Origin of the sequence: Streptomyces lomondensis, from assembly GCF_014651035.1 — a bacterium.
Lineage (GTDB): Bacteria > Actinomycetota > Actinomycetes > Streptomycetales > Streptomycetaceae > Streptomyces > Streptomyces lomondensis.
In genome coordinates this window covers 105,956-130,916 of record NZ_BMWC01000004.1, presented here as the reverse complement: position 1 = coordinate 130,916, position 24,961 = coordinate 105,956, and the positions used below count along the sequence as shown (strand labels likewise).

28 protein-coding genes and 1 riboswitch are annotated in these 24,961 nt (G+C 72.3%); of the genes, 21 read left to right on the top strand and 7 right to left on the bottom strand.

What is annotated here, in order from left to right; translation table 11 throughout:
• Nucleotides 1-78 precede the first annotated feature (78 nt).
• From IE255_RS15750 to IE255_RS15735, 4 genes are all read left to right on the top strand, one after another.
• Nucleotides 79-714, top strand: coding sequence for an ATP-dependent Clp protease proteolytic subunit (locus IE255_RS15750; protein WP_190050888.1), 636 nt, complete (start codon nt 79-81; stop codon nt 712-714).
• Between the two features lie 7 nt (nt 715-721).
• A complete protein-coding gene (locus IE255_RS15745) occupies nt 722-1,030 on the top strand; it encodes a hypothetical protein (RefSeq protein WP_037765613.1) in 309 nt (102 codons plus the stop codon).
• 368 nt (nt 1,031-1,398) lie between these two features.
• A riboswitch (cyclic di-AMP (ydaO/yuaA leader) is annotated at nt 1,399-1,579 on the top strand.
• A 3-nt stretch (nt 1,580-1,582) separates the two neighbouring features.
• Nucleotides 1,583-2,056, top strand: a complete 474-nt coding sequence (locus IE255_RS15740; protein WP_190050887.1) for a C40 family peptidase — start codon at nt 1,583-1,585, stop codon at nt 2,054-2,056.
• 81 nt (nt 2,057-2,137) lie between these two features.
• Nucleotides 2,138-2,764 (top strand): DUF6328 family protein, encoded by a 627-nt coding sequence (locus IE255_RS15735; protein WP_190050886.1) that lies wholly within the window; start codon nt 2,138-2,140, stop codon nt 2,762-2,764.
• 181 nt (nt 2,765-2,945) lie between these two features.
• On the opposite strand, the gene IE255_RS15730 is transcribed toward IE255_RS15735, so the two are convergent.
• The gene (locus tag IE255_RS15730; RefSeq protein ID WP_190050885.1) at nt 2,946-3,404 is read right to left on the bottom strand and encodes an ATP-binding protein; all 459 of its coding nucleotides are present in this window, start codon (nt 3,402-3,404) and stop codon (nt 2,946-2,948) included.
• Nucleotides 3,405-3,617: 213 nt separating this feature from the next.
• Here IE255_RS15730 and IE255_RS15725 point away from each other — a divergent pair, with 213 nt between their 5' ends.
• Together IE255_RS15725 and IE255_RS15720 are read left to right on the top strand one after the other, a co-directional pair.
• On the top strand, nt 3,618-4,478 hold the full coding sequence (locus IE255_RS15725) for a helix-turn-helix domain-containing protein (RefSeq protein WP_190050884.1): 861 nt from the start codon (nt 3,618-3,620) through the stop codon (nt 4,476-4,478).
• Between the two features lie 10 nt (nt 4,479-4,488).
• Nucleotides 4,489-4,719 carry a DUF397 domain-containing protein gene (locus IE255_RS15720; protein ID WP_190050883.1) on the top strand — a complete coding sequence of 77 codons (231 nt, stop codon included), beginning with the start codon at nt 4,489-4,491 and terminating at the stop codon, nt 4,717-4,719.
• A gap of 52 nt (nt 4,720-4,771) precedes the next feature.
• On the opposite strand, the gene IE255_RS15715 is transcribed toward IE255_RS15720, so the two are convergent.
• The gene (locus tag IE255_RS15715) at nt 4,772-5,899 is read right to left on the bottom strand and encodes an 8-amino-7-oxononanoate synthase (protein WP_190050882.1); all 1,128 of its coding nucleotides are present in this window, start codon (nt 5,897-5,899) and stop codon (nt 4,772-4,774) included.
• Nucleotides 5,900-6,050: 151 nt separating this feature from the next.
• Between IE255_RS15715 and bioB the strand changes: the two genes are divergently transcribed.
• The 5 genes from bioB to IE255_RS15690 all read left to right on the top strand — a co-directional run bounded on the left by bioB (nt 6,051) and on the right by IE255_RS15690 (nt 11,074).
• The gene (gene bioB / locus IE255_RS15710; protein WP_190050881.1) at nt 6,051-7,199 is read left to right on the top strand and encodes a biotin synthase BioB; all 1,149 of its coding nucleotides are present in this window, start codon (nt 6,051-6,053) and stop codon (nt 7,197-7,199) included.
• Nucleotides 7,192-8,472, top strand: a complete 1,281-nt coding sequence (locus IE255_RS15705) for an adenosylmethionine--8-amino-7-oxononanoate transaminase (protein ID WP_190050880.1) — start codon at nt 7,192-7,194, stop codon at nt 8,470-8,472. The genes bioB and IE255_RS15705 overlap by 8 nt, the downstream gene beginning before the upstream one ends.
• A 1-nt stretch (nt 8,473) precedes the next feature.
• Nucleotides 8,474-9,199, top strand: a complete 726-nt coding sequence (gene bioD / locus IE255_RS15700; RefSeq protein WP_190050879.1) for a dethiobiotin synthase — start codon at nt 8,474-8,476, stop codon at nt 9,197-9,199.
• 60 nt (nt 9,200-9,259) lie between these two features.
• Nucleotides 9,260-10,183 (top strand): class A beta-lactamase, encoded by a 924-nt coding sequence (gene bla, locus IE255_RS15695; RefSeq protein WP_190050878.1) that lies wholly within the window; start codon nt 9,260-9,262, stop codon nt 10,181-10,183.
• A gap of 216 nt (nt 10,184-10,399) precedes the next feature.
• The gene (locus IE255_RS15690; protein ID WP_190050877.1) at nt 10,400-11,074 is read left to right on the top strand and encodes a class I SAM-dependent methyltransferase; all 675 of its coding nucleotides are present in this window, start codon (nt 10,400-10,402) and stop codon (nt 11,072-11,074) included.
• Here IE255_RS15690 and IE255_RS15685 read toward each other — a convergent pair whose 3' ends face one another.
• On the bottom strand, nt 11,075-11,449 hold the full coding sequence (locus tag IE255_RS15685) for a fic family toxin-antitoxin system, toxin component (protein ID WP_190050876.1): 375 nt from the start codon (nt 11,447-11,449) through the stop codon (nt 11,075-11,077).
• Nucleotides 11,450-11,453: 4 nt separating this feature from the next.
• A complete protein-coding gene (locus IE255_RS15680) occupies nt 11,454-11,693 on the bottom strand; it encodes a hypothetical protein (RefSeq protein WP_003988727.1) in 240 nt (79 codons plus the stop codon).
• 136 nt (nt 11,694-11,829) lie between these two features.
• On the opposite strand from IE255_RS15680, the gene IE255_RS15675 reads away from it, so the two are divergent.
• From IE255_RS15675 to mug, 10 genes are all read left to right on the top strand, one after another.
• Nucleotides 11,830-12,645 (top strand): ABC transporter ATP-binding protein, encoded by an 816-nt coding sequence (locus IE255_RS15675; RefSeq protein WP_190050875.1) that lies wholly within the window; start codon nt 11,830-11,832, stop codon nt 12,643-12,645.
• A gap of 4 nt (nt 12,646-12,649) precedes the next feature.
• The gene (locus IE255_RS15670) at nt 12,650-15,217 is read left to right on the top strand and encodes an ABC transporter permease (RefSeq protein ID WP_190050874.1); all 2,568 of its coding nucleotides are present in this window, start codon (nt 12,650-12,652) and stop codon (nt 15,215-15,217) included.
• 46 nt (nt 15,218-15,263) lie between these two features.
• Nucleotides 15,264-16,202, top strand: coding sequence for an LLM class F420-dependent oxidoreductase (locus tag IE255_RS15665; RefSeq protein ID WP_190050873.1), 939 nt, complete (start codon nt 15,264-15,266; stop codon nt 16,200-16,202).
• Between the two features lie 7 nt (nt 16,203-16,209).
• Nucleotides 16,210-16,635 (top strand): GNAT family N-acetyltransferase, encoded by a 426-nt coding sequence (locus IE255_RS15660; RefSeq protein WP_190050872.1) that lies wholly within the window; start codon nt 16,210-16,212, stop codon nt 16,633-16,635.
• A 184-nt stretch (nt 16,636-16,819) separates the two neighbouring features.
• Entirely contained in the window at nt 16,820-18,160 is a 1,341-nt protein-coding gene (locus IE255_RS15655) for a hemolysin family protein (protein WP_190050871.1), read from the top strand.
• The gene (locus tag IE255_RS15650; protein ID WP_190050870.1) at nt 18,157-19,170 is read left to right on the top strand and encodes a hemolysin family protein; all 1,014 of its coding nucleotides are present in this window, start codon (nt 18,157-18,159) and stop codon (nt 19,168-19,170) included. Before IE255_RS15655 ends, IE255_RS15650 begins: the two co-directional genes overlap by 4 nt.
• A gap of 66 nt (nt 19,171-19,236) precedes the next feature.
• The gene (locus tag IE255_RS15645; RefSeq protein WP_190050869.1) at nt 19,237-20,016 is read left to right on the top strand and encodes an SGNH/GDSL hydrolase family protein; all 780 of its coding nucleotides are present in this window, start codon (nt 19,237-19,239) and stop codon (nt 20,014-20,016) included.
• Between the two features lie 56 nt (nt 20,017-20,072).
• On the top strand, nt 20,073-20,618 hold the full coding sequence (locus tag IE255_RS15640; protein ID WP_190050868.1) for a PH domain-containing protein: 546 nt from the start codon (nt 20,073-20,075) through the stop codon (nt 20,616-20,618).
• A gap of 103 nt (nt 20,619-20,721) precedes the next feature.
• Nucleotides 20,722-22,164, top strand: coding sequence for an adenylosuccinate lyase (purB, locus tag IE255_RS15635; protein ID WP_190050867.1), 1,443 nt, complete (start codon nt 20,722-20,724; stop codon nt 22,162-22,164).
• Nucleotides 22,165-22,177: 13 nt separating this feature from the next.
• Entirely contained in the window at nt 22,178-22,723 is a 546-nt protein-coding gene (gene mug, locus IE255_RS15630; protein ID WP_190050866.1) for a G/U mismatch-specific DNA glycosylase, read from the top strand.
• A 38-nt stretch (nt 22,724-22,761) separates the two neighbouring features.
• On the opposite strand, the gene IE255_RS15625 is transcribed toward mug, so the two are convergent.
• The 3 genes from IE255_RS15625 to IE255_RS15615 are packed head-to-tail and all read right to left on the bottom strand — an operon-like array spanning nt 22,762 to nt 24,897.
• On the bottom strand, nt 22,762-23,193 hold the full coding sequence (locus IE255_RS15625) for a hypothetical protein (RefSeq protein WP_190050865.1): 432 nt from the start codon (nt 23,191-23,193) through the stop codon (nt 22,762-22,764).
• A gap of 55 nt (nt 23,194-23,248) precedes the next feature.
• The gene (locus IE255_RS15620) at nt 23,249-23,974 is read right to left on the bottom strand and encodes an ABC transporter permease (protein WP_190050864.1); all 726 of its coding nucleotides are present in this window, start codon (nt 23,972-23,974) and stop codon (nt 23,249-23,251) included.
• Nucleotides 23,975-23,976: 2 nt separating this feature from the next.
• On the bottom strand, nt 23,977-24,897 hold the full coding sequence (locus tag IE255_RS15615) for an ABC transporter ATP-binding protein (RefSeq protein ID WP_190050863.1): 921 nt from the start codon (nt 24,895-24,897) through the stop codon (nt 23,977-23,979).
• Between the last annotated feature and the right edge of the window lie 64 nt (nt 24,898-24,961).

Here is a 24,961-nt window from a genome sequence, read left to right as displayed (position 1 = left end):
ACGTCACGTACGTCCTGTACATTTCTTACAGAGTCAGCCGTCGCCGGAGACGGCTCTGCCCGCGAGGAGGGGTTCGCCATGACCCGACCGTCCGCCCGTTACGTGCTGCCCGAGTTCACCGAACGCACGTCGTCCGGGTACCGGACGATGGACCCGTACTCCAAGCTGCTGGAGGGGCGGATCGTCTTCCTCGGCACGCCGGTGGACGAGACCTCGGCGAACGACGTGATGGCCCAGTTCATGTACCTGGAGCACCAGGCCCCGGACCGGGACATCGCGCTCTACATCAACTCCCCCGGCGGCACCTTCCACGCGATGACGGCCATCTACGACACGATGCGCTACGTCACCTGCGACGTGGAGACGATCTGCCTGGGCCAGGCCGGCGCGGCCGCCACGGTCCTGCTGGCCGCGGGCACACCCGGGAAGCGGTCCGTGCTGCCCGAGGCGCGTCTGGTGATCCATCAGCCGGCGCTGCCCGAGCCGGTCCGCGGCCAGGCCAGCGACCTGGCGATCCAGGCCGACGAGTTGACGCGCATCCGCACGCGCATGGAGGAGATGCTCGCGCGCCACACCGGCCGCACCCGGGAGCAGGTGAGTTCCGACATCGAGCGGGAGAAGATCCTCACCGCCCAGGAGGCGGTGGAGTACGGCCTGGTGGACCGGATCGTCCCCAACCGCAGGGCCACGCTGACCGCCCCGACCGGGCGGTGAGGCTCCGGTGCTGCCGCCCGAACTGCCGCCGCTGCCCGCGCTGACGCGCGCCGAGGCGGAGTTGATCGACCGTTACCTCGACGTCGTCGACCTGCTCGGCCGGATCAACCCGGCGCTGCACGGCGACACCTACCGCGGACTGCGCGCCGCCCAGGCCCTGGTCGGCAAGGCGACCGCGCTGCGCGACGCGTTGGCCCTGATGCACCAGCGGGGCGAGACGGAACTGCACGCCGGGACACTGGCCCGGGCGCTGCGGGTGCTGGACGGCGAGCGGCGCACGGCCCGGCTCACGCTGCCCCCCGAGTCGGTCAGTTGACGCGGATCCGACGGCCCGGGCGCCCGTCCTGTCGACGGAGCGTCCGGGCCTGAGTCGAAACGGACCAAACGACGTACCCCTGTTCGGAGTAGACGGGGATCCTTTTTTTGGGCCCTCAGAGTTGCGCAACGCGCGTAGCCACAGGGCGGAATGGGACATTCCATCCCTGGTCCGGCGGTTCACGGAGCTGTGGACAGCGGCTCGAACACAGACGTGTCCACCCGAACGGGTGAGTGGTGAGTAACAACACAAACCCCCGGTTCCGTTGGGATTTCGGGACAACCATGAGCCAAGATCCCTGTCTGACGACAAGCCCCCGCCACAACGGCGGGGCGATCCGGGCGGACGCCGAGTCCTGCCGCCGCCCGGATGACCGGTCGACAGAAGTGGATCGGCAGGAGTGGAGGACCCAAGCACGACGGGTCGCCGGGACGGTCACGCCATGACCGGACCCGAGCAGCCCTTGGGGTGAAGCCGCGTCAGCGGCCGGGCAACTTCGCCAGCCCGAATCCGACAGGTCATCCTTCACAGGCGGCTGACGAAGGGTTGCGCATGACTGCGCTCAATCGTGTCCCGTCGCTCATGGTCCGGGCCGGTACGGCCTCGGCCCTCACCATCGCCGCGGTGGGCGGCTCGATCGTGGCCCCCGGCTTCTCCTCGGAGGCCGCGGCAGCCACGTCGGCGACGAAGGCACTCCAGATAGCAGCCTCGAAGAAGGGTTCGCCCTACAAGTACGGGGCCACCGGGCCGCACCGGTTCGACTGCTCAGGGCTCACGCTGTACTCGTTCAAGAAGGCCGGCAAGAAGCTGCCCCGCACGGCCGCCCAGCAGTACAACAAGACGCGCCACATCTCCGCCAAGAACCGCAAGGCGGGGGACCTGGTGTTCTTCCACTCGGGCAAGAGCGTGTACCACGTCGGTATCTACGCGGGTAAGAACAAGCTCTGGCACGCCCCGAAGACCGGGGACGTGGTGCGGCTTCAGAAGATCTGGACCAAGAGCGTCTGGTACGGGCGCGTGAAGTGATCCGCCCGGCGTGCGGCGGCGCGTCTTACGCGCCGCCGCACGCCGGAGCGTGACACGGGCTCAGGTGGTTACCCGTCACCCATGGCCGAGCACCGTCCCTGCACCGCACGCAACGAGACTCCGCTCCAGCGCGCCGACCGCAACTTCGTCGAGCTGCTCCAGGAGCTCCGCGTCACCCAGACGGGCGTACAGATCCTCTTCGCCTTCCTGCTGTCGCTCGCCTTCACCTCACGCTTCGAGGACCTCGACACGGTCCAGCGCGTCACCTACGTCATCACGCTGCTGCTGGCGGTCCTCGCCGCGGCGCTGTTCACCGCGCCGGCCGCGCTGCACCGCTCGCTCTTCCAGCAGGGCGCCAAGCCGCGCATCGTGCAGGTCTCCTCGCGCCTGGCCACCACGGGCCTGGTCGTGCTCGTGTTCGCGTTCAGCGGTTCGGTCCTGCTGGTGGTCGATGTGACGACCGGCCGGGCCGGCGGGATCGCCGCGAGCGCCGCGACCTTCCTGGTCTGCGTCGGCCTGTGGGGGCTGCTCCCTCGGCTGGTGCGGCGGGCGGGACTGCGCGACGAGACGAGCAGGACAGCGGAGGAACCGGCATCGTCCGAGGCCGGCCCGGTCAGGATTCCCGCACCCCTGCGGGACACCGTCAGGCAGCCGTCGGCACTGCGGGGAACGGCACCACATCGGGAAGTACCGGCGCGACGCCGGTGACGCGGGCGGTGGCGGCTGGGCTCGCGCGGGCCGGGGCCGGTTCGCCGGTGGCGGGCGCGGCGCCCGGGGACGCGCCGGACGGCGCGGGGCTGCCCCAGTGGGGCGCGTCGTAGGGTTCTGGTCGCCTGCCGGGGCGACGCGGTGACGCCCTTGAGGCCCTGCCGCGTGGCAGACAGGGTCGTTACGGCTCCTGCTGCCCCGCCGCGGTCACGGGCTGGGCCGGGACCGCCCACGGGAGTTCGACGGAGATGGTCTTGCCGCCCTCGCGGGTGGGGCGGATGCGGAGCCGGCCGCCGCATTCCGCGGTCAGCCAGCGGATGATGGCCAGACCGCGGCCGTTGTCCTGCTGGACGGCGGCGGGGAGCCGTCTCGGGAAGCGCGGGTGGCTGTCCGTGACGCCGACGCGCAGGTGTTCGTCGCGGTCGAGCTCGACGTCCACCCGGAACGTGGGCGACTGCCCGAAGGTGTGCTGGACGGCGTTGGTGGCGAGTTCGGAGATGATGAGCCGGACGGTGTCGGACACTTCCGTGTCCGCCGGCAGGCCCCACTCCGCCAGCGTGCCCACCACGTAGGCGCGCGCTGCGGAGACCGAGGCGGGATCGCTCGGCAGAGTGACGGAGGCTTCCAAATGGTCTGCCATGGCGACGTCGTCCCTTTCCCACGGGACCGCAGTCCGACACGGAGCGGATGGTTCGAGTACGGTCCCGGACTGGTGCTTCGTCGCCAGACTGCCACCAGAACACCCATCAAGGGCGGCGATCCACCAAGATATGCATATATCTGTCGCTCGATGCGGTGAACTCTACGACGCGAGACCGTATTTGGGTGGCTCGGAAGGAGTAAGGAGAAGCCCATGCAGCACGGTCCCGCGGTGCGCCGCCGCAAACTGGGCGCCGAACTGCGTGCGCTGCGCACCTCTGCGGGGCTCACCAGTGGCGAGGCGGCCCGGCTGGTGGGCTGGCACCAGTCGAAGGTCAGCCGGATCGAGACGGGCACGAGTGGGGTGAAACCGGCCGATGTGCGGTTACTTCTCGATGCCTACGGTGTGGCAGACTCCCAACTTCGCGAGTTGCTCATGGTGTTGGCGGGGTCCGAGGACAGCGGCGGCCGGCACCACTGGTGGCACGCCTACCGCGGGGTGCTGCCGCCGACCTACCGGGACTTCATCAGCCTGGAGTCGCAGGCCAGCGCGATGCGCACGCTGGAGACCACCGTCGTCCCGGGCCTGCTCCAGACGCCCGAGTACGCGCGTGCGGTGACGAAGGCCGCCGTGGAGGGGCTGTCGGAGGACCGGCTCGACACCCTCGTCGAAGTACGGCTGGCCCGGCAGGACGTGCTGCGGGCGGAGCCGCCGCTGGAGCTGAGCGCCGTGCTGGACGAGGCGGTGCTGCGCCGCGAGGTGGGCGGGCCCGGAGTCATGGCCAGACAGCTGGAACGGCTGATCGAGGCGGCGCGGCTGCCCCAAGTACGGCTCCAGGTGCTGCCGTTCGCCGCCGGGGCGCACATCGGTGTCACCGGGCCTTTCGTTATCTTCTCATTCTCGAGCACATCTGATCTGGATGTGGTTGTTCTCGACCACTTGACGAGTAGCCTCTATCTCGAACGGAAAGAAGACCTCCAGGCCTACACGGAGGCCTTCAGCGCCCTTCAGATCCACGCCCTTTCGCCCGAGGATTCGTTGGATTACATCGCCGGGACAGCCGCCGGCGCGTAAGGAGGCACCTATGCGTGCACTGCCTCGTCACCTCCCCTCAAGCAGCGAACTGCACGGTGTGCGGTGGTTGCGCAGCAGCTACAGCACCGGCGCGAACAACTGCGTCGAGACCGCGTGTCCGGACGTCCCGCCCTGGGCCGGACTCCTCGCCGTGCGCGACTCCAAGGCCCCGGCCGGGCCCGCCCTGCTCTTCTCCTTCAGGAGCTGGGCGGAGTTCACGGCCGCGGTGGACCGTATGTGAACCCCGTCCGATCAGGCCGCCATCGTGCGACGCACGGCCGTGTCACGCCGACTCATGGCCGCGTCTCGCCGATCAGCCGTACAGCGCGTTCGATCTGCTGACCGGTCAGGTCCGCGCGGGCGGTCAGCCTGAGCCGTGAGATGCCGTCGGGCACGGAAGGAGGACGGAAACAGCCCACGGCCAGGCCCGCCGCGCGGCACTCGGCCGCCCAGCGCACGGCGTCCTCGGGGGAGGGCGCCCGCACCGAGACCACCGCGGCGTCCGGACGCACCGCTTCCAGACCCGCGGCGGTCAGGCCCACGTACAGCTCGCCCGCCACCGCGCGGGCCCGCGCCGCGCGCTCCGGCTCGCGGCGCAGCAGCCGCAGTGCCGACAGGGCCGCCCCCGCCGCGGCGGGGGCGAGTCCCGTGTCGAAGATGAACGTCCGTGCCGCGTTGACCAGGTGGTCGACGACCCGGGCGGGACCGAGGACGGCTCCGCCCTGGCTGCCGAGCGACTTGGACAGCGTGACCGTGGTGACGACGTCGTCGGCACCCGCGAGTCCCGCCGCGTGCGGGGCGCCGCGGCCGCCGTCGCCGAGGACGCCCAGGCCGTGGGCGTCGTCGACGACCAGCCCGGCGCCGTACTCCCGGCAGGCGGCGGCCAGCTCGGCGAGCGGGGCCGCGTCGCCGTCGACCGAGAAGACCGTGTCGGACACGGCGATCGCCGGGCCCTCATGGTCGGCCAGCGCCTTGCGCACGGCCTCCGGCTCGGCGTGCGCCACCACCTGGGTCGTGCCGCGGGCCAGCCGGCAGCCGTCGATGAGCGAGGCGTGGTTGCCCGCGTCGGAGACGATCAGCGCACCGTGCGGGGCCAGCGCGGTGACCGCCGCGAGGTTGGCGGCGTAGCCGGAGGAGAAGACGAGGGCCGCCTCGGCACCGCAGAAATCGGCCAGTTCCCGTTCGAGCTCGGCGTGCAGTTCGGTGCTGCCGGTGACGAGCCGGGAGCCGGTCGAGCCGCCGCCCCAGGTCCGCGCGGCGCGCGCCGCGCCCTCGGTGACCTCGGGGTGGCGGGCGAGTCCCAGATAGTCGTTGCTCGCCAGGTCGAGGAGCGGCGAGGCGGCCGGACGGGGGCGCAGGGTCCGTACGAGTCCGGCGCGGCGGCGCAGCCGCGCCTGCTCGTCGATCCAGCCGAACGCCATGGGTGGTCCTCCGGGGGAATTTGTAGGCAGTGCACAGACACTAGCCGGACCTCCAGCAGGTCACTGTGTGGCAATACCCACACCTCGAAGCGACTCTGTTGTGCGAACTCTCCTTGGCCGCGGGCGGCTCCGTACGACAGGATCGGCTCCCATGGACCTGCTGAACACGCTGGTGGACAAGGGGCTTCGGCGCGAGCTGCCGACCCGTGACGAGGCACTGGCCGTCCTCGCGACGTCCGACGACGACCTGCTCGATGTGGTGGCCGCGGCCGGGAAGGTGCGCCGGCACTGGTTCGGCCGACGGGTGAAACTCAACTATCTCGTCAACCTGAAGTCCGGCCTGTGCCCCGAGGACTGCTCCTACTGTTCGCAGCGGCTCGGCTCCCAGGCCGGGATCCTGAAGTACACCTGGCTCAAACCCGACCAGGCCTCCGAGGCGGCGGCGGCCGGGGTGGCCGGGGGCGCCAAGCGGGTCTGCCTGGTGGCCAGCGGGCGCGGCCCGACCGACCGGGACGTGGACCGGGTCTCCGAGACGATCCGGACGATCAAGGAGAAGAACGAGGGCGTCGAGGTGTGCGCCTGCCTCGGACTGCTCTCCGACGGCCAGGCGGAGCGGCTGCGCGAGGCCGGCGCCGACGCCTACAACCACAACCTCAACACGTCCGAGGCGACGTACGGCGAGATCACCACCACGCACACGTACGCCGACCGCGTCGACACGGTCAACAAGGCGCACGCGGCGGGCCTGTCCGCCTGCTCCGGGCTGATCGCCGGCATGGGCGAGACGGACGAGGACTTGGTCGACGTCGTCTTCTCGCTGCGCGAGCTGGACCCGGACTCGGTTCCGGTCAACTTCCTCATCCCGTTCGAGGGCACCCCGCTCGGCAAGGAGTGGAACCTGACGCCGCAGCGGTGCCTGAGGATCCTGGCGATGACGCGGTTCGTCTGCCCGGACGTCGAAGTGCGCATCGCGGGCGGGCGCGAGGTCCATCTGCGCACCCTGCAGCCGCTCGCCCTGCACCTGGCCAACTCGATCTTCCTCGGCGACTACCTCACCAGCGAGGGCCAGGCCGGCAAGGCCGACCTGGAGATGATCGCGGACGCCGGGTTCGAGGTGGAGGGCACCGACCAGGTGACGCTGCCCGAGCACCGGGCCTCCGGCGGCTGCGGGAGCGGTGGCGGCTGCGGCTCCGACGGCGGCGGGGCCTGTGGGTCCGTGCCGGACGTCAACGAGCCCCGTACCGACCTGGTCGCCGTGCGCCGCCGGGGCGCCGGGACGGACCTCGCGCCCAATGCCTGAGCTCGCGGTGCCCGAGCTGTTGGAGCTCGACCGGCGGCATGTGTGGCACCCGTACGGCCCGATGCCCGGCCGGCAGGAACCGCTCGTCGTGGAGTCGGCGAGCGGGGTGCGGCTCCGGCTCGCGGACGGCTCGGGAGAGCTGGTCGACGGCATGTCGTCCTGGTGGTCGGCGATCCACGGCTACAACCACCCGGTGCTGAACGAGGCCGCGCGCGAGCAGCTCGGGCGGATGAGCCATGTGATGTTCGGCGGGCTCACCCACGAGCCCGCCGTGCGCCTGGCGAAGCTCCTTGTCGACATGTCACCGGAGGGGCTGGAGCATGTCTTCCTCGCCGACTCCGGGTCGGTGTCGGTCGAGGTGGCGGTCAAGATGTGCCTCCAGTACTGGCGCTCGCTGGGCCGCCCCGGCAAGCAGCGGCTGCTGACCTGGCGCGGCGGCTACCACGGCGACACCTGGCAGCCGATGTCCGTGTGCGATCCCGAGGGCGGGATGCACGAGCTGTGGACCGGGGTGCTCCAGCGCCAGGTGTTCGCGGACCCGCCCCCGGCGCAGTACGACGAGACCTACGCCGAACACGTGCGGTCGCTGATCGAGCGGCACGCCGACGAGCTGGCCGCGGTGATCGTCGAGCCGGTGGTGCAGGGCGCGGGCGGGATGCGCTTCCACTCCCCCGCGTATCTGAGGGTGCTGCGCGAGGCGTGCGACGCGCACGGCGTGCTGCTGGTGTTCGACGAGATCGCGACCGGCTTCGGCCGTACGGGCGCGCTGTTCGCGGCGGAGCACGCGGCGGTGACGCCGGACGTGATGTGCGTGGGCAAGGCGCTGACAGGCGGTTATCTGACGATGGCGGCGACGCTGTGCACCGCGCGGGTGGCCGACGGGATCTCCCGGGGTGAGGTGCCGGTGCTCGCGCACGGCCCGACCTTCATGGGCAATCCGCTGGCGGCGGCCGTGGCCTGCGCCTCGATCGAGCTGCTGCTCGGGCAGGACTGGCTCGCGGAGGTCAAGCGGATCGAGGCCGGGCTGCGCGACGGCCTCGCGGCGGCCTCGGACCTGCCGGGCGTGAAGGACGTGCGGGTCCTCGGGGCCATCGGGGTCGTGCAGCTGGACCACGCCGTGGACATGCAGTCGGCCACGGCGGCGGCCGTACGCGAGGGCGTGTGGCTGCGGCCGTTCCGCGATCTGGTCTACACGATGCCGCCGTACGTCACGGGCGACGCGGACGTGGCGCGGATCGCGCGGGCTGTGTGCGCGGCGGCACGGGAGGGATGACATGCCGGTACTGGTGATCACGGGCACGGGCACGGAGGTCGGCAAGACGGTCGTGACCGCCGCCGTCGCCGCGACGGCCCTGGCGGCAGGCCGTTCGGTGGCCGTGCTGAAGGCCGCGCAGACCGGTGTACGGCCGGACGAGCCGGGGGACGCCGCCGAGGTCGCGCGTCTCGCGGGCCCGGTGACGACGGCCGAAATCGCCCGGTACCCCGAGCCGTTGGCGCCGGCGACGGCCGCCCGCCGGGCCGGGCGCGCCCCGGTGCATCCGCACGAGGTCGCGGAGGCCGCCGCCAAGCTGGCCACCGAGCACGACCTGGTGCTGGTCGAGGGGGCGGGCGGGCTGCTCGTGCGGTTCGACGCGGCCGGCGGCACCCTGGCGGACGCGGCCCGGCTGCTGTCGGCTCCGGTGCTGGTCGTGGCCCCGGCGGGCCTGGGCACGCTGAACACGACGGAGCTGACGGCGCGTGAACTGCGCTGCCGGGGGCTGGACCTGGCCGGGATCGTGATCGGGAGCTGGCCGGCCGTGCCGGACCTCGCCGCGCGCTGCAATCTCGCGGACCTGCCGGACGTCGCCGGAGCACCGCTGCTGGGCTCCGTTCCCGCCGGGGCGGGGGGCCTCTCCCCCGCCGACTTCCGGGCGTCGGCGCCGCACTGGCTGGCGCCGCGCCTGGACGGTACGTGGGACGCGGAGGCGTTCCGGGTGCGGGAGGCGCCCCGGGCGTCCTGAGAGTCCTGGCGGGGCCGCGGTGAAACCGGCGCGGACATGGTCGCGTGTTGAACTACGTACGTGATCACTTCCGAAGGGAACACCGTGCACACGAAACACCCGCGTCCGTCCCGCCGTACGGCCCTCGTGCTGGGCGCCGCCGCCGCTCTCTCGCTGGGCGGCGGCACGGCCCACGCCTTGCCCGCCACGGGTGGCGTCACCGCGCGGCTGAGGGAGATCGAGCGGGAGCACACGGCCCGGCTCGGGGTGTACGCCCGCAATCTGCGCACCGGCCGGACGGTGGCGTACCGGGCCGACGAACGCTTCCCGATGGCCTCGGTGTTCAAGACGCTCGCCGCCGCGGCCGTCCTGCGCGACCTCGACCGCGACGGCGAGTTCCTGGCCCGGCGCATCCGCTACACCCAGCACTACGTCACGCGGTCCGGGTACTCCCCGGTCACCGAGAAGCACGTCGCGACCGGCATGACCGTCGGCGAACTGTGCGACGCCACCATCCGCTTCAGCGACAACACCGCGGGCAACCTGCTGCTGAAGGAGCTGGGCGGACCGACCGCCGTCACGCGCTTCGCCCGCTCGATCGGCGACGGGGTCACCCGGCTCGACCGCTGGGAGCCGGAGCTGAACAGCGCGGAACCATGGCGCGTGACCGACACGACCTCCCCGCGCGCCATCGGCCTGACCTACGCCCGCCTGGTGCTCGGCGACGCGCTGGCGCCCCGGGACCGGGCCCGGCTCACGGACTGGCTGCTGCGCAACACCACGAGCGGCGAGAAGTTCCGCAAGGCCCTGCCGGCCGACTGGCTGATCGCCGACAAGACCGGCGGCGGACGGTACGGCGGCAACAACGACGTGGGCATCGCCTGGCCGCCGGACGGTCCGCCGATCGTGATGTCCGTCCTGACGACCCAGCCGGAGGAGGACGCCCCGGCCGACAACCCGCTGGTGGCCAGGACGGCCGAACTGCTGGCGGCGGAACTCGCCTAGCGGGCCGTCCCGGGGGGCGCCCGGCTCACCGGCGGCAGGGTCGGCGCCGCCGGTCTGCCGGCCCCCCACTCCGCCGTGCCCGACGGGCCGGGTGTCCGGAGGGGGCGCGTTCGGCCGGCGGGCTCCGGGCGGCATACGTCCGCGGTGGACGGCAGGGGTGCGCCGGGCCTCCGCTGGGGAGAATCGCGTTAGGCCCGCCTCGACAGGGAGGTCCCCATGCCGCTCCGCTCCGGCAAGGTGCCGCGCGATGCCGTGCACCATCCGCTGTTCGCCCGCTACTACGCCCGGATCAGCGTCACCGCCGAGACCCGGTTGGGCATGGGCCGGGTGCGCGAGAGACTGCTCGGCGGGCTGTCCGGGCGGGTGATCGAGATCGGCGCGGGCAACGGGCTGAACTTCGCGCACTACCCGGGCACCGTCTCGGAGATCGTGGCCATCGAGCCGGAGCGGCGGCTGCGGCAGCTCGCCGTGGAGGCCGCCCTGCGCGCCGAGGTGCCCGTGGACGTGGTGCCGGGGGCGGCCGAGGCGCTGCCGGTCAAGAGCGAGGGCTTCGACGCGGCCGTGGTGTCGCTGGTGCTGTGCAGTGTGCGGGACGTGCCCCGGGCGCTCGGGGAACTGCGGCGGGTGCTGCGGCCGGGCGGTGAGGTGCGGTTCTTCGAGCACGGCCGGGGCGGCGGCCGGGCGATGACGCTCACACAGCGCGCGCTGGACCGGACGGTGTGGCCGGTGCTGAACGGCGGCTGCCACCTCTCGCGGGAGCCGGTGCGGGCGCTGCGGGACGCCGGGTTCGAGCTGGGCCCCTACCGGCGGATGATGCTGCCGGAGCAGGGGCCGGTGCTGCCCACCTCGTACTGCGTGCTGGGCACGGCGTGGCGCCCGGTCACCACCTAGTCACAAGCTCCACTGGCGCAGTTCCTGCTCGATGTCCCGCAGGGACGCCTCGCCGCTCTTGACCAGCCGGGCGAGGTCGCGGACCTGCTCGGGTGAGGTGACGACCTTGGCGCCGCTGGCGACGAGGTACGCGTAGGCGACGGCGGAGGCGAACAGCGCGTTGGAGCGTTCCAGCGCGGGGACGTGGATGAGGAGCTGGAGCAGCGCGGCGGCGCGGGCGTGCGGGCTGTCGTAGACGGGGACGTCGAATATCCGGGCCTGATGGCGTGCGACGGCGGCGACGAGGGCTCCCCAGTCGGTGACCTGGGGGTCCCCGGGGGTCTTCTGCTCGGCGAGCATCAGCAGCCAGGCGAGGTCGATCTCGAGGTTGTTCAACGGTTCAGTGGCGACCTTCGCGCGTGCCCTCACGGTCCGGGCCGAACTCCTCGGCGAAGACGGACTCGTACTGCTTCATGAAGTCGGCGGCGGCCTCCACGAACGTGTGGCCGACCTCGCCGGTGTCCTGTCTGACCAGCTCCTCGATGTAGCGGTTGACGCTCATCCCGCGGGCCAGGGCGCGTTCGCGGGCGGCGCGGGCGGTGCCCTCGTCGACTCGCACGTTCAGCTGGGTCTTCGCCATACCACGACGCTAGCGCGGAGACGCTAGCACCGGCAAGGGCGGAGTCCGCCCCACGGAGGATACCGAGTGTGGGCCGGGTCACATTACCCTCGGGTAGAGCCAGGAGGTCCTGACGCAGATCCTCAAGGAGGCGGCCTTGTCCATACCTGCTGCGGAGCACGCTCCCGGCCTCGCGTCGGCCGACGGGATCGCGGCCCGCGCCCGCGGCCTGACCAAGGCGTACGGCTCGGGCGAGACGACCGTGCTCGCGCTCGACTCGGTGGACGTGGACGTCGTGCGCGGCCGGTTCACCGCGGTGATGGGGCCGTCGGGCTCCGGGAAGTCCACGCTGATGCACTGCCTGGCGGGGCTCGACACGGTCTCGGCCGGCCAGGTGTGGCTCGGGGACACCGAGATCACGGGGCTGCGGGAGCGCGAGCTGACACGGCTGCGCCGGGACCGGATCGGGTTCATGTTCCAGTCGTTCAACCTCATCCCGACCCTGAACGCGCTGGAGAACATCACCCTGCCCATGGACATCGCAGGCAAGAAGCCCGACGAGAAGTGGCTGGACCAGGTGATCGACACGCTCGGTCTGAGGGACCGGCTCGGGCACCGGCCCTCCCAGCTCTCCGGCGGTCAGCAGCAGCGCGTGGCCTGTGCCCGGGCGCTGGCCTCCCGGCCCGAGCTGATCTTCGCGGACGAGCCGACCGGCAACCTCGACTCGCGCGCCGGTCTGGAGGTGCTCGGCTTCCTGCGCGAGGCGGTGGACCACCTCGGGCAGACCGTCGTCATGGTCACCCACGACCCGGGCGCCGCCGCCCACTCGGACCTGGTGCTCTTCCTCGGGGACGGCCGGATCGTGGACGAGATGCCGCGGCCGACGGCGGAAGCCGTGCTGGAGCGGATGAAGAGGTTCGACGTGATCCGCACGCGGTTCGAGGACGACCCGATGTCGCCCGAGGAGAACTGACCCCGTGCTCAAGGCGACCCTGAGGAGCTTCCTGGCGCACAAGGGGCGGCTGTTGCTCTCCGCGCTCGCCGTCCTGCTGTCCGTCGCGTTCGTCACGGGGAGCCTGATCTTCTCGGACACCGTCAGCCGCACCTTCGACCGGCTGTTCGCCTCCACCGCCGCCGATGTCACGGTGAGCCCGAAGGAGGGCCTCGACGAAGCGGTGCCCTCGGGCCGGACGGCCACCCTGCCGGCCGCGCTCGCCGAACGCGTGCGGCAGATCGACGGGGTCGCGGCGGCACGCGCCGAGGTGGACGTGGACGGCCTCACGGTCGCCGACGAGAACAACGAGCCGGTGGGCCCGACCACCGGGGCACCCACGCTCGGCAACGCCTGGAACCCGAACGACCGCAGCCCCGTGGAGCTGACCTCCGGCCACGCCCCGCGAGGGCCCGGCGAGGCGCTGCTCGACTCGGAGACCGCCGGCCGCAAGGACGTGGCGATCGGCGACAGCCTCACCGTGATCGCGCCGCCCGGGTCGTTCCAGGTCCGGGTCGTCGGCATCGTCACGTTCACCACCACCAACCCCGGCGCCGCACTGGTCTTCCTCGACCCGTCCACCGCGCGGACGAAACTGCTGGGCGACCCGCGGGCCGCCACCACCATCTCGGTCGACGCGGCGCAGGGGGTCAGTGACGAGCAGCTCAAGCAGCGCGTCGCCGCCGCGCTCGGCGCGCAGACCTACGACTTCAGGACGGCCGACGAGCAGGCCAAGTCGGACGTCGAGCAGCTCGGCGGGTTCCTCGACGTCATCAAGTACGTGATGCTCGGCTTCGCCGGGGTGGCCGTGCTGGTCGGCGTGTTCCTGATCGTCAACACCTTCTCCATGCTCATCGCGCAGCGCACCCGGGAGCTGGGCCTGCTGCGCGCGCTCGGCGCCGACCGGCGCCAGGTCCGCCGCTCGGTGCTGACCGAGGCTCTCCTGCTCGGTCTGGTCGGCTCCACGCTGGGGCTCGCCGTGGGCATCGGGCTCGCGGCCGGGCTCATCGAGCTGATGGGCCTGCTCGGCATGAACATCGCCGCCGACGAGATGGTCATCGGCTGGGTGACGCCCGTGGCGGCGTACGGGGTCGGTCTGGGCGTCACCTTCGTCGCCGCGTACCTTCCGGCGCGGCGGGCCGCGGGTGTCTCGCCGATGGCCGCGCTGGCGGATGCCGAGGTCGCCGGGGTGGGCCGGCCGCTGCGGGTGCGCGCGGTGGCGGGCGCGGTCGTCGGGGCGGCCGGAGCGGCGGCGCTCGTGGGATGCGCGGTGTCCGAGCGGACCTCGTCGGCGGCGTCCCTGCTGGGCCTCGGTGTCGTCCTGACCCTGATCGCGACCGTGATCGCCGGCCCGCTGCTGGTGCGCCCGGTGATCCGCGTGCTCGGCGGGGCCTTCCCCGCCCTGTTCGGGTCGATCGGCCGGATGAGCCAGCGCAACGCCCTGCGCAATCCCCGCCGTACGGGCGCCACCGCGGCCGCGCTGATGGTGGGCCTCGCCCTGGTGGGCGGCATGTCGGTGGCGAGCGAGTCGATGACCAGGTCGTTCGACCAGCAGATCGACAAGACCCTGGGGGCCGACTTCGTCATCCAGAACACCAACTTCCTGCCGTTCCCGCGGGAGGTCACCGACGAGGTGCGGGACACCGAGGGCGTCGGCCTCGTGGTGCGGGGGCGGTTCACGCCGGTCGCGGTGCGGCTGCCGGACGGCGACCGCGTGGAGACGACCGCGGCGGGCTACGATCCGCGGCTCGACGAGGTCGCCAACATCACCTACACGCAAGGGAACTCGGCGGCGGCGCTCGCGGACGGGCGCCTGGCCATGGACCGGGACTTCGCACGCGACCACGGGGTACGGGTGGGCAGCACCGTCCCGGTGGAGTTCCAGGGCGGACGCTCGGCCGACCTGACGGTCGGCGCCCTCACCGACCAGGACTCCGCCGAGGGCTTCGGGACGCAGGGCGGGCTGTACTTCGGACTCGGCACGCTGGAGCGGTACGCGCCGGGCGGGCAGGACTCCGCGCTGTACGTCAACGCCGCCCCGGGCACTAGCGACGACGAGCTGCGCGCGGGCCTGGAGGCGACCCTGGACCCGTATCCGCAGGTGCAGGTGCGCGACCTGGCCGACTACAAGCAGCTGGTCCACGACCAGATCGCCGTCCTGCTGTACCTCGTGTACGCGCTGCTGGGGCTGGCGATCATCATCGCGGTGCTGGGTGTCGTCAACACCCTCGCGCTGTCGGTCGTCGAGCGGACGCGGGAGATCGGGCTGCTGCGGGCGATCGGCCTGGCCCGGCGTCAGCTGCGGCGGATGATCCGGCTGGAGTCGGTGGTGATCGCGGTGTTCGGCGCGGTCCTGGGGCTCGCGCTGGGGCTGGTGTGGGGTCTGTGCACACAGCAGGTGCTCGCGCTCCAGGGGATGGCGGCCCTCGCGATCCCGTGGGTCACGATCGTCGCGGTGGTGATCGGCTCGGCGGTGATCGGGGTGGTGGCGGCGCTGCTGCCGGCGTTGCGTGCCTCCCGCATGAACGTGCTGGCGGCCATCGCGCACGAGTGATGGAATCGCGGCGGGCACTCAAGTCGCTTACGCGTGAGGAGAGTTCATGCCGCGTCCGTTCCGCTTCGGGGTCAACCTGCTCGAACCCGCGTCCGCCGAGGAGTGGCGCGCCAAGTGCCGCCGGGCCGAGGAGCTGGGCTACGACGTGATCCTGGTTCCCGACCATCTGGGCATGCCCGCGCCCTTCCCCGCGCTCGTGGCGGCCGCCGAGGCGACCGAGCGCCCGAGGCTGGGCACCTTCACGCTCAACGCGGGCTTCTGGAACCCGGCGCTGCTGGCCCGCGAGGTGGCGACGACGGACGCGCTGACGGGCGGCCGGCTGGAGCTCGGCCTCGGCACCGGCTATGTACGCGCGGAGCACGAGTCGGCCGGGCTGCCGTTCGGCTCCCCGGGCGAACGGGTGGACCATCTGCGGCGCACGGTCGAGGAGCTCACGCGTCTGCTGGGCTCGGAGGACCACCAGCCGCGGGCGGCGCAGCGGCCGCGGGTGCCGCTGCTGATCGGCGGGAACGGTGACCGCATACTGCGGCTGAGCGCGGAGCACGCCGACATCGCGGCGTTCACCGGGGCGCGTACGGCGCCGGGCAGCACGAGCGGGCAGCTGACGCCGATCACCGCGGAGGAACTCGACGAGCGCGTGGCGCGGTACCGGAAGTTCGCGGCGCACCGCGAGGAGCCGCCCGAGTTCAACCTGCTGCTCCAGATGGTGATCGGCACCGAGGACCGCGAGGCCGCGGTGCAGCCGTTCCTGGAACTGGTACCGGACATGACGGTGGAACAGGTGCTGGATCTTCCCATCACCCTGGTCGGCACCCTGGACGAGCTGACGGAGCAGGTCCTGGCCCGGCGCGAGCGCTACGGATTCACGTACTTCACGGTCCTGGAGCCCTGCATGGAGGCGTTCGCGCCGATCATGGAGCGGGTGCGCGGGGCCTGCCGTCCACATCGTGAAAAGGCGTGTCGCGGCCGGGCGCGCGTGGTGTGATCACCGCATGACGGAGCTGCGTATCCGGGCCGCGACGCCCGAGGACCTCGACACCGTGCTGGCCTTCTGGAAGGTGGCCGCCGAGGGCACGAGCATCAGCGACGACCGGGGTGGTGTGGAGCGGCTCGTGGAGCGCGACCCGGACGCCCTGATCCTCGCCGAGCGGGACGGCGAGGTGGTCGGCACGGTCATCGCGGGGTTCGACGGCTGGCGCTGCCATCTGTACCGGCTGGCCGTGCATCCGGACCAGCGCCGCCAGGGGATCGGGTCCGCGCTGCTCGCCGCCGCCGAGGAGCGGTTCGTACGGCTCGGCGGGCGGCGCGCGGACGCGATGGTGCTCACACGCAACGAGACCGCGCACCACGCGTGGGGCGCCGCCGGGTACGCGCCCGAGGAGCAGTGGCGCCGCTGGGTGAAGCCGCTCACCGACTAGGTGTCGAGGGCGTCGCGGTGGGCCCTGAGCATCCCGACAGGAGGACTTTGCCCATCCTTTACCCTGGGATGGCCACTCGGTTCTGTATGAAAGGTTGTGAGCGTCCGCCCATGGGCGAGCCTCCCAGTCCGCGACACCGCGCGTCCGGCCCCGTTCTGGAGAACCATGGAACGGGGGTGAACCGATGACCGAAGTGCTCCTCCTGTTCACGGCGATCCTGCTCTCGCTCGCCTGCGGTGCCTTCGTGGCGGCCGAGTTCTCCCTCACCACGGTCGAGCGCGCCGAGCTGGAGCGGGCGGCGCAGCGCGGTGAGCGGGGCGCGCAGGGCGCGCTGAAGGCCGTACGGAACCTGACCTTCCAGCTCTCTGGGGCGCAGCTCGGCATCACCGTCACCAACCTGGTGGTCGGCATGCTCGCCGAGCCGTCGATCGCCGCGTTGATCGCCGGGCCGCTGGAGCACCTCGGCGTCTCGCGCTCGGCGTCGCACAGCCTCGCGCTGGTGCTCGGGACGGCCCTGTCGACGGTGTTCCTGATGGTCGTCGGCGAGCTGGTGCCGAAGAACTGGGCGATCTCCTCGCCGCTGACCGTCGCCAAGACCGTGGGCAACGCCCAGCGCTGGTTCAGCGCCGCGTTCCGGCCCTTCATCACCCACCTCAACAACACGGCGAACCGGGTCGTGCGCCGGATCGGCGTGGAGCCCGCCGAGGAGCTGGCCTCGGCGCGCGGGCCGCAGGAGCTGGCGGCGCTCGCCCGGCACTCCGCCAAGGAGGGCGCCCTGGAGGCCGACACCGCCGAGCTGTTCGTGCGGACGCTGAACCTCGCCGACCTGACCGCTGAGAACGTGATGACGCCCCGGGTGCAGGTCGTCGCCCTGGAGGTGCAGGCGACCCTGGAGGACGTGGCGAACGCGACCCGGGCGACCGGCCTGTCCCGGTTCCCCGTCTACCGCGGCACGCTCGACTCGGTCGTCGGGACGGCGCACGTCAAGGACGTGCTGGCCGTACCGGCCGAGCGCCGGACCCGGATCTTCGTCTCCGAGCTGATGCGCGAGCCGCTGCTGGTCCCGGAGACGCTCACCGTCGACCGCCTCCTGGACCGGCTCTCCGGCAAGCGCACGATGGCCGTCGTGATCGACGAGTACGGCGGCACGGCGGGCGTGGCCACCCTGGAGGACATCGTCGAGGAGGTCGTCGGCGAGGTGCGCGACGAGCACGACCCGCACGAGCTGCCGGATCTCGCGCCGGCCGGCACGGACGAGGCCGGCCACGCGCTGTACTCGGCGGACGGCTCCGCGCGCGTGGACCATCTGGAGCGCGTCGGGCTGCGCGCGCCGGAAGGGCCGTACGAGACGCTCGCCGGGCTGGTGGCGACGGTGCTCGGCCGGATACCGGCCGCCGGTGACCGGCTGGAGGTCGCCGGCTGGCGGATGGAGGTCCTGGACGCCACGGGCCGCCGGGCGGCTCGGGTCCTGCTGTCCGCGCCCCTGGACGACGAGAAGCCCGACGAGAAGGGGGTCCAGCTGTGACCGCCGTACAGCTGCTGATCGGTCTGGCGACGCTGGTCGTGAACGCCTTCTTCGTCGGCGCCGAGTTCGCGCTGATCTCGGTGCGCCGCAGCCAGATCGAGCCGTACGCCGACCGGGGCGACCGGCGCGCGAAGAGCGTGCTGTGGGGCCTGGAGCACGTGTCCGCGCTGATGGCGGCCGCCCAGCTCGGCATCACGCTGTGCACGCTGGTGCTGGGCGTGGTCGCCGAGCCGGCCATCGCGCACCTGCTGGAGCCGGTGTTCCACGCGGTGGGCGTGCCCGAGGGCGCGGGTCACGCGGTGTCCTTCGTGATCGCGCTGGCCCTGGCGACGTACCTGCACATGCTGCTCGGCGAGATGGTGCCGAAGAACATCGCGCTCGCGGAGCCGGTGCGCAGCGCGCTGACGCTCGGGCCGCCCCTGGTGGCCCTGTCCCGGGCTCTGCGGCCGGTGATCTTCACGGTGAACGCCTTCGCCAACGCGCTGCTGAAGCTGCTGCGCGTGGAGGCCCGGGAGGAGGTCGCCGCCTCGTACTCGGACGCGGAGATAGCGCAGATCGTGAAGGACTCCACCGAGGCCGGCCTCATCGACGACCGCGCCCAGGAGCGGCTGCACGACGCGCTGGAGCTGGGCCGCCGTCCGGTGCGGGACGTGGTGCTGCCGCTGGAACGCGTGGTGTACGCGCGCGTGGGTGTCACTCCGGAGCAGCTGGAGCGGCTGTCGGCCGAGTCCGGGTTCTCCCGCTTCCCGGTGGTGGACGAGGGGCGCCGGATCGTGGGGTATCTGCACGTGAAGGACGCCCTGGACGCCGCCGGGCGGGGTGTGCCGTTCCGGCTGCGGGACATGCGGCCCATCGCGCGCGTGCGGGAGCGCACACCGCTGGACGACGTCCTGACGGCGATGCGGGGCAGCCGTACGCATCTCGCGGCGGTCCTCGGGGCGGACGGGCGGCTGGCCGGGCTGGTGACGATGGAGGACGTGCTGCGGGAGCTGTTCGGTCAGCGGGCGTGAGCGGCCCGGCCCCCTCACAGGCCGACCGACCGCTGGGTATGTGCACGGGATACCATTTCCGTCGCCATGCAGACGAACCCCACCTACACCAGCCTGGTCGCGGTCGGCGACTCCTTCACCGAGGGCATGTCGGACCTGCTGCCCGACGGCACCTACCGAGGCTGGGCCGACCTGCTCGCCGCGCGGATGGCGGCCCGTACGCCCGGCTTCCGGTACGCCAACCTGGCGGTCCGCGGCAAGCTGATCCGGCAGATCGTCGACGAGCAGGTGGACGTGGCGGCGGCCATGGGAGCCGACGTCGTCACCCTGGTCGGCGGCCTCAACGACACCCTGCGGCCCAAGTGCGACATGGGCCGGGTGCGCGGGCTCCTGGAGGAGGCCGTGGAGAAGCTGGCCCCCTCCTGCAAGCAGCTCGTGCTGATGCGCAGCCCGGGCCGGCGGGGCCCCGTCCTGGAGCGGTTCCGGCCGCGCATGGAGGAGCTGTTCGCCTGTGTCGACGAGCTGGCCGCGCGGCGCGGCGCACTGGTCGTCGACCTGTACGGCGCCCCCTCGCTCGCCGACCCGCGGCTGTGGGACGTGGACCGGCTGCACCTGACGGCCGAGGGCCACCGCCGGGTCGCCGAGGCCGTGTGGCAGCAGCTCGGTCACGAGCCCGAGGACACCGAGTGGCGCACGCCGATGCCGACGACGCTGCCGCCGGGCTGGCTGATGCGGCGTGCGGCGGACGTGCGCTTCGCCCGGCAGCACCTGCTGCCGTGGATCGGCCGCCGCCTGACGGGCCGCTCCTCGGGCGACGGACTGCCGCCCAAGCGCCCCGAACTGCTGCCGTACGAGGACCGGATGTAAGCGGTTCCCGTCCCGCGTCGGTACGATCCGGGCACATCCTGAAGGGGGGGACCGCCATGGTGGCGTTCAACGTACGGCCGGACATCGATGCAGCGGCCGAGAAGCTGTCCAGTTCCTTCGGCGCGAAGCGTGAGATCCAGAGGCTTCCCGAGGTGCTGTGGGAGGGCGAGACGGTGGAGATGCTCGCCGCGGGGGTGTACGGCAGGGGCAACGGCCTGCTGGCGATGACGAACCAGCGGCTGGTGTTCTACTTCCACGGGGTGATGTCCCAGCAGGTGGAGGACTTCCCGTACAGCCGGATCAGCTCCGTGCAGTGGTCGGGCGGCATGCTGATGGGCACGCTGACGGTGTTCGCGTCGGGCAACAAGGCCGAGATCAAGCAGGTGCCGAAGGACCAGGGGAAGGCGCTGGCCGACCACCTGCGCATGAAGATCTCGGGCAGTGCCGCCCCCGTCGCTCCGGCCCAGGCCGCGCCTGCGGCGGCCTCCCCCGCCGGTGACATCGCCGCGCGCCTGGCCACGCTGGACCAGTTGCGGGCGGCCGGAGCGATCACGGACGCGGAGTACCAGGATCGCCGGACGAAGATCCTCGACAGCGTGTAGGGACCACGACCGAGACGCGCAGGTCAAGGTGGCTCCGACCTGCGCTCTCCGGAAGGTATGGACGCTTCTGGGCCGCCGTGGACGCTGCGTATACTCCGTCCACGTGACTTCCGCTCCCGCCAAGCCCCGCATCCCGAACGTCCTCGCCGGACGCTACGCCTCCGCCGAGCTCGCCACGCTCTGGTCGCCCGAGCAGAAGGTGAAGCTGGAGCGGCAGCTCTGGCTCGCCGTGCTGCGGGCCCAGAAGGACCTCGGGATCGAGGTGCCGGACGCGGCGCTCGCCGACTACGAGCGCGTGCTCGACACCGTCGACCTGGCCTCCATCGCCGAGCGGGAGAAGGTCACGCGGCACGACGTGAAGGCGCGGATCGAGGAGTTCAACGACCTCGCCGGGCACGAGCACGTGCACAAGGGCATGACCTCCCGCGACCTCACCGAGAACGTCGAGCAGCTCCAGATCCGGCTGTCGCTGGAGCTGATGCGCGACCGCACGGTGGCGGTCCTGGCCCGCCTGGGCAAGCTGGCCGGTGAGTACGGCGAGCTGGTCATGGCCGGCCGCTCGCACAACGTGGCCGCGCAGGCCACCACCCTCGGCAAGCGCTTCGCGACCGCCGCCGACGAGCTGCTCGTCGCCTACGGCCGGGTCGAGGAGCTGCTGGGCCGCTACCCGCTGCGCGGCATCAAGGGCCCGGTCGGCACCGCGCAGGACATGCTTGACCTGCTCGGCGGGGACGCCGCGAAGCTCGCGGACCTGGAGCAGCGGATCGCCGCGCACCTGGGCTTCTCACAGGCCTTCACCTCGGTCGGCCAGGTCTACCCGCGCTCGCTGGACTACGAGGTCGTCACCGCGCTGGTGCAGCTGGCGGCGGCGCCGTCGTCGCTGGCGAAGACGATCCGGCTGATGGCCGGGCACGAGCTGGTCACGGAGGGCTTCAAACCCGGCCAGGTCGGCTCCTCCGCCATGCCGCACAAGATGAACACCCGCTCCTGCGAGCGCGTCAACGGCCTCATGGTGATCCTGCGCGGCTACGCCTCGATGACCGGCGAGCTGGCGGGCGACCAGTGGAACGAAGGCGACGTGTCCTGCTCGGTGGTGCGCCGGGTCGCGCTGCCGGACGCGTTCTTCGCGCTGGACGGTCTGCTGGAGACGTTCCTGACGGTGCTCGACGAGTTCGGCGCGTTCCCGGCGGTCGTCGCCCGTGAGCTGGACCGCTACCTGCCGTTCCTCGCCACCACCAAGGTCCTCATGGGCGCCGTGCGCGCGGGTGTCGGGCGGGAGCTCGCGCACGAGGCGATCAAGGAGAACGCCGTCGCCTCCGCGCTCGCCATGCGCGAGCAGGGCGCCGAGCGCAACGAACTGCTCGACAAGCTGGCCGCCGACGCGCGCATTCCGCTCGACCGCGCGGAGCTGGACGCGCTGATGGCCGACAAGCTGTCCTTCACGGGTGCCGCGGGCGACCAGGTCGCCGCCGTCGTCGCCCGGGTCGAGGAGATCGTCAAGCAGCACCCCCAGGCCGCGGGCTACACGCCCGGGGCGATTCTCTGACGCGCCGCACACCATGGCGCGATTCACGCCGGAGGAGCTTCAGGCCGCCCGCGACCGTGTCGTGCCGGACGTGGTCGCGGACGGTCTGCGGGTGCTGTTCTGCGGGATAAATCCCGGTCTGATGACCGCCGCGACGGGCCATCACTTCGCCCGCCCGGGCAACCGTTTCTGGCCGGTACTGCACCGGTCCGGGTTCACGCCGCGGCTGCTCAAGCCGTCCGAGCAGCGGGAGCTGCTGTCGTACGGGCTCGGCATCACCAACGTCGTGGCACGGCCCACGGCTCGGGCCGACGAGCTGAGTGCCGAGGAGTACCGGGAGGGCGGGCGGCTGCTCGCGCTGAAGGTGGGGCGGCTGCGGCCGCGCTGGCTGGCCGTGGTGGGAGTGACCGCGTACCGCGCGGCGTTCGACGACCGGAAGGCCCGGGTCGGACCGCAGGCGCGGACCATCGGGGACACGCGGGTGTGGGTGCTGCCCAACCCGAGCGGGCTGAACGCTCACTGGACGGCCGAGACGATGGCCAAGGAGTTCGCGCGGCTGCGGGAGGCCGCCGAGGGCTGACCCTCACGGCGGGTCGATGTCCGTGACCAGGGGATCGCTCACGGCGGGTCGATCTCCGTCACCAGGGCCAGCAGTTGGACCTCTTGCGACGCGTCCCGGCCGGTGACCGCCACGGCGACCCAGCGGCCGGTGCCCTCCACCTCCCACAGGTACGCGACGTCGGCGCGCTCGCTCAACTCGGCCCACGGCCGGGGTATCTCCTCGCGCTCGGTGCGCAGGAGGACGGTCTGCAGGTTGTAGGGCGGTGTGTCGCCCCAGCGCGAGGCGAGCAGCTCGTAGACGGCGTCCCGGTCCTTCTCGAACTGGTCGACCACCACCGCCCACCGCGCCGGGTCGCTGTCCGCCGCGGCGTCTAACACCGCGACGTGGTGGCCGGGTCCCGAGGCGCCGACGTCCGACGGGCCGTGCTCCGCCGGAAAGGGGCGGTAGCACAGCTCGTCGATGAGGGCGAGGTGCTGTGCGATGTTCATGGGTCCAGTAAACCCGCCGCCACTGACACTTGGCGGGGCATCAGTCCGGTCCCGGTCAGGCGTCCCGGCGGCGCAGGCGCCACGCTCCCACCAGCAGGGCGCCGGCCGTCCACAGCGCGGTCACCGCGAGACCCGACCAGGGCCCGAGGGTTCCGTCGTACGTCTCGTGGAGGACCAGCTGTCCCGCCTTGTCGGGCAGGAAGTCGGCGACGGTGCCGGTCGCGTCGCCGATCACGAACGACACGACGAGGATGAACGGGACCATCAGGGACAGCGTGGCCACGCCGCTGCGCAGCAGGGCGGCGAGCCCGGCGGCGAACAGGGCCATCAGCATGAGGTAGACCCCGCAGCCCACGACACCGCGCACCTGCTCGCCGGTGCTGAGCCGGTCGGCCGCCGTGCCGAGCCCCGCCCGCGCCACCAGGAGGGCGGCGAGTGCCGTCACCAGCCCGACCACCAGGGCCGGTACGGCGATGGCGGCCGCCTTGGCAGCGAACCACCGGCCCCGCTGCGGAACCGCGGCCAGTGAGAGCCGGAGCGCGCCCTGGTGGAACTCCGACGACACGGCCATGGCCCCGAAGGCGACGGCCGCGATCTGCCCCGGTATGACACCGGACAGCGCCGTGAACAGCGGGTCGAACCCCGGGTCCGACGTGCCGGAGACACCGGCGATCGCGGAGAACGCCGTGGTCGCGGCGAACAGGGCCAGGAGCGCGCCCGGCAGCGAGCGGAGCGTGCGGATCTTCAGCCACTCGGAACGGAGAACAGCCGTGTGGTGCATGGTCAGGCCTCCTGGGAGGGTGCGGTGAACTCGCTCTCGGTCCCGGTGAGGTCGAAGTAGGCCTGCTCCAACGTGCCTTCCTCCGCCGCGAGTTCCAGGACGGGCACGCCCGCGCCGGAGGTGACGCGGCCGATGTCGTCCACGCGCGCGTGGTGCACGGTCCAGTGGCCGTCCTCGTGCTCCACGACGTCGTGGCCGTGCCGGGCGAGGGCGCACTTCAGGGCGACGGGGTCGGTCGTACGGATGCGGACGCGCGGCCGCACACGCGCGTGGATGAAGTCCCGCATCGGGGTGTCCGCCAGCAGCCGGCCCCTACCGAGCACCACGAGGTGGTCGGCGAAGGACGCGGTCTCGTTCATCAGGTGGCTGGAGACCAGGACCGTGCGGCCCTCCGCCGCGAGCCGGCGCAGCACCCTGCGGATCCACACGATGCCTTCGGGGTCGAGGCCGTTGGACGGCTCGTCCAGCATGACCACCTCGGGGTCGCCCAGCAGGGCGGCGGCGATGCCCAGCCGCTGGCGCATGCCCAGGGAGTAGGTCCGCACGCGGCGGCGGGCCACCGACGCCAGGCCGGTCTCCTCCAGCACCTCGTCGACCCGTCGGTCCGGAATGCGGTTGCTCGCGGCCAGAACTCGGAGGTGGTCGCGGGCGGTGCGGGAGCCGTGCGCGGCCTGCGCGTCGAGCAGGGCGCCCACATGGCGCAGGGGTTCGCGCAGGGTCGCGTAGGGGCGGCCGCCGAGCGTGGCGCTGCCGGCGGTCGGCCGGTCGAGGCCGAGCACCAGCCGCATGGTGGTGGACTTCCCGGCGCCGTTGGGGCCGAGGAAACCGGTGACGCGGCCGGGCAGCACGCGGAAGGTGAGGTGGTCCACGGCTCGCCGGCCGCCGAACTCCTTGGTGAGGTCCTGGACGTCGATGCTGGTCATGGCAGCAGCCTGGCCGCCGGGGCGGGGTCCGGGCCTCCCCCGGCGGTGGAGATCGTCTCCCCCG

Excerpts from the sequence above, each read along its gene's own strand:
- IE255_RS15690 (WP_190050877.1), top strand. The coding sequence starts at position 10,400 with ATGCCGCTCCGCTCCGGCAAGGTGCCGCGCGATGCCGTGCACCATCCG.
- IE255_RS15645 (WP_190050869.1), top strand. The coding sequence starts at position 19,237 with ATGCAGACGAACCCCACCTACACCAGCCTGGTCGCGGTCGGCGACTCC.
- IE255_RS15720 (WP_190050883.1), top strand. The coding sequence starts at position 4,489 with ATGCGTGCACTGCCTCGTCACCTCCCCTCAAGCAGCGAACTGCACGGT.
- IE255_RS15655 (WP_190050871.1), top strand. The coding sequence starts at position 16,820 with ATGACCGAAGTGCTCCTCCTGTTCACGGCGATCCTGCTCTCGCTCGCC.
- IE255_RS15750 (WP_190050888.1), top strand. The coding sequence starts at position 79 with ATGACCCGACCGTCCGCCCGTTACGTGCTGCCCGAGTTCACCGAACGC.
- IE255_RS15640 (WP_190050868.1), top strand. The coding sequence starts at position 20,073 with ATGGTGGCGTTCAACGTACGGCCGGACATCGATGCAGCGGCCGAGAAG.
- IE255_RS15740 (WP_190050887.1), top strand. The coding sequence starts at position 1,583 with ATGACTGCGCTCAATCGTGTCCCGTCGCTCATGGTCCGGGCCGGTACG.
- mug (WP_190050866.1), top strand. The coding sequence starts at position 22,178 with ATGGCGCGATTCACGCCGGAGGAGCTTCAGGCCGCCCGCGACCGTGTC.
- IE255_RS15715 (WP_190050882.1), bottom strand. The coding sequence starts at position 5,899 with ATGGCGTTCGGCTGGATCGACGAGCAGGCGCGGCTGCGCCGCCGCGCC.
- IE255_RS15625 (WP_190050865.1), bottom strand. The coding sequence starts at position 23,193 with ATGAACATCGCACAGCACCTCGCCCTCATCGACGAGCTGTGCTACCGC.
- bioD (WP_190050879.1), top strand. The coding sequence starts at position 8,474 with ATGCCGGTACTGGTGATCACGGGCACGGGCACGGAGGTCGGCAAGACG.
- IE255_RS15620 (WP_190050864.1), bottom strand. The coding sequence starts at position 23,974 with ATGCACCACACGGCTGTTCTCCGTTCCGAGTGGCTGAAGATCCGCACG.
- IE255_RS15705 (WP_190050880.1), top strand. The coding sequence starts at position 7,192 with ATGCCTGAGCTCGCGGTGCCCGAGCTGTTGGAGCTCGACCGGCGGCAT.
- IE255_RS15665 (WP_190050873.1), top strand. The coding sequence starts at position 15,264 with ATGCCGCGTCCGTTCCGCTTCGGGGTCAACCTGCTCGAACCCGCGTCC.
- IE255_RS15735 (WP_190050886.1), top strand. The coding sequence starts at position 2,138 with ATGGCCGAGCACCGTCCCTGCACCGCACGCAACGAGACTCCGCTCCAG.
- IE255_RS15725 (WP_190050884.1), top strand. The coding sequence starts at position 3,618 with ATGCAGCACGGTCCCGCGGTGCGCCGCCGCAAACTGGGCGCCGAACTG.
- bioB (WP_190050881.1), top strand. The coding sequence starts at position 6,051 with ATGGACCTGCTGAACACGCTGGTGGACAAGGGGCTTCGGCGCGAGCTG.
- IE255_RS15680 (WP_003988727.1), bottom strand. The coding sequence starts at position 11,693 with ATGGCGAAGACCCAGCTGAACGTGCGAGTCGACGAGGGCACCGCCCGC.
- IE255_RS15730 (WP_190050885.1), bottom strand. The coding sequence starts at position 3,404 with ATGGCAGACCATTTGGAAGCCTCCGTCACTCTGCCGAGCGATCCCGCC.
- IE255_RS15615 (WP_190050863.1), bottom strand. The coding sequence starts at position 24,897 with ATGACCAGCATCGACGTCCAGGACCTCACCAAGGAGTTCGGCGGCCGG.
- IE255_RS15660 (WP_190050872.1), top strand. The coding sequence starts at position 16,210 with ATGACGGAGCTGCGTATCCGGGCCGCGACGCCCGAGGACCTCGACACC.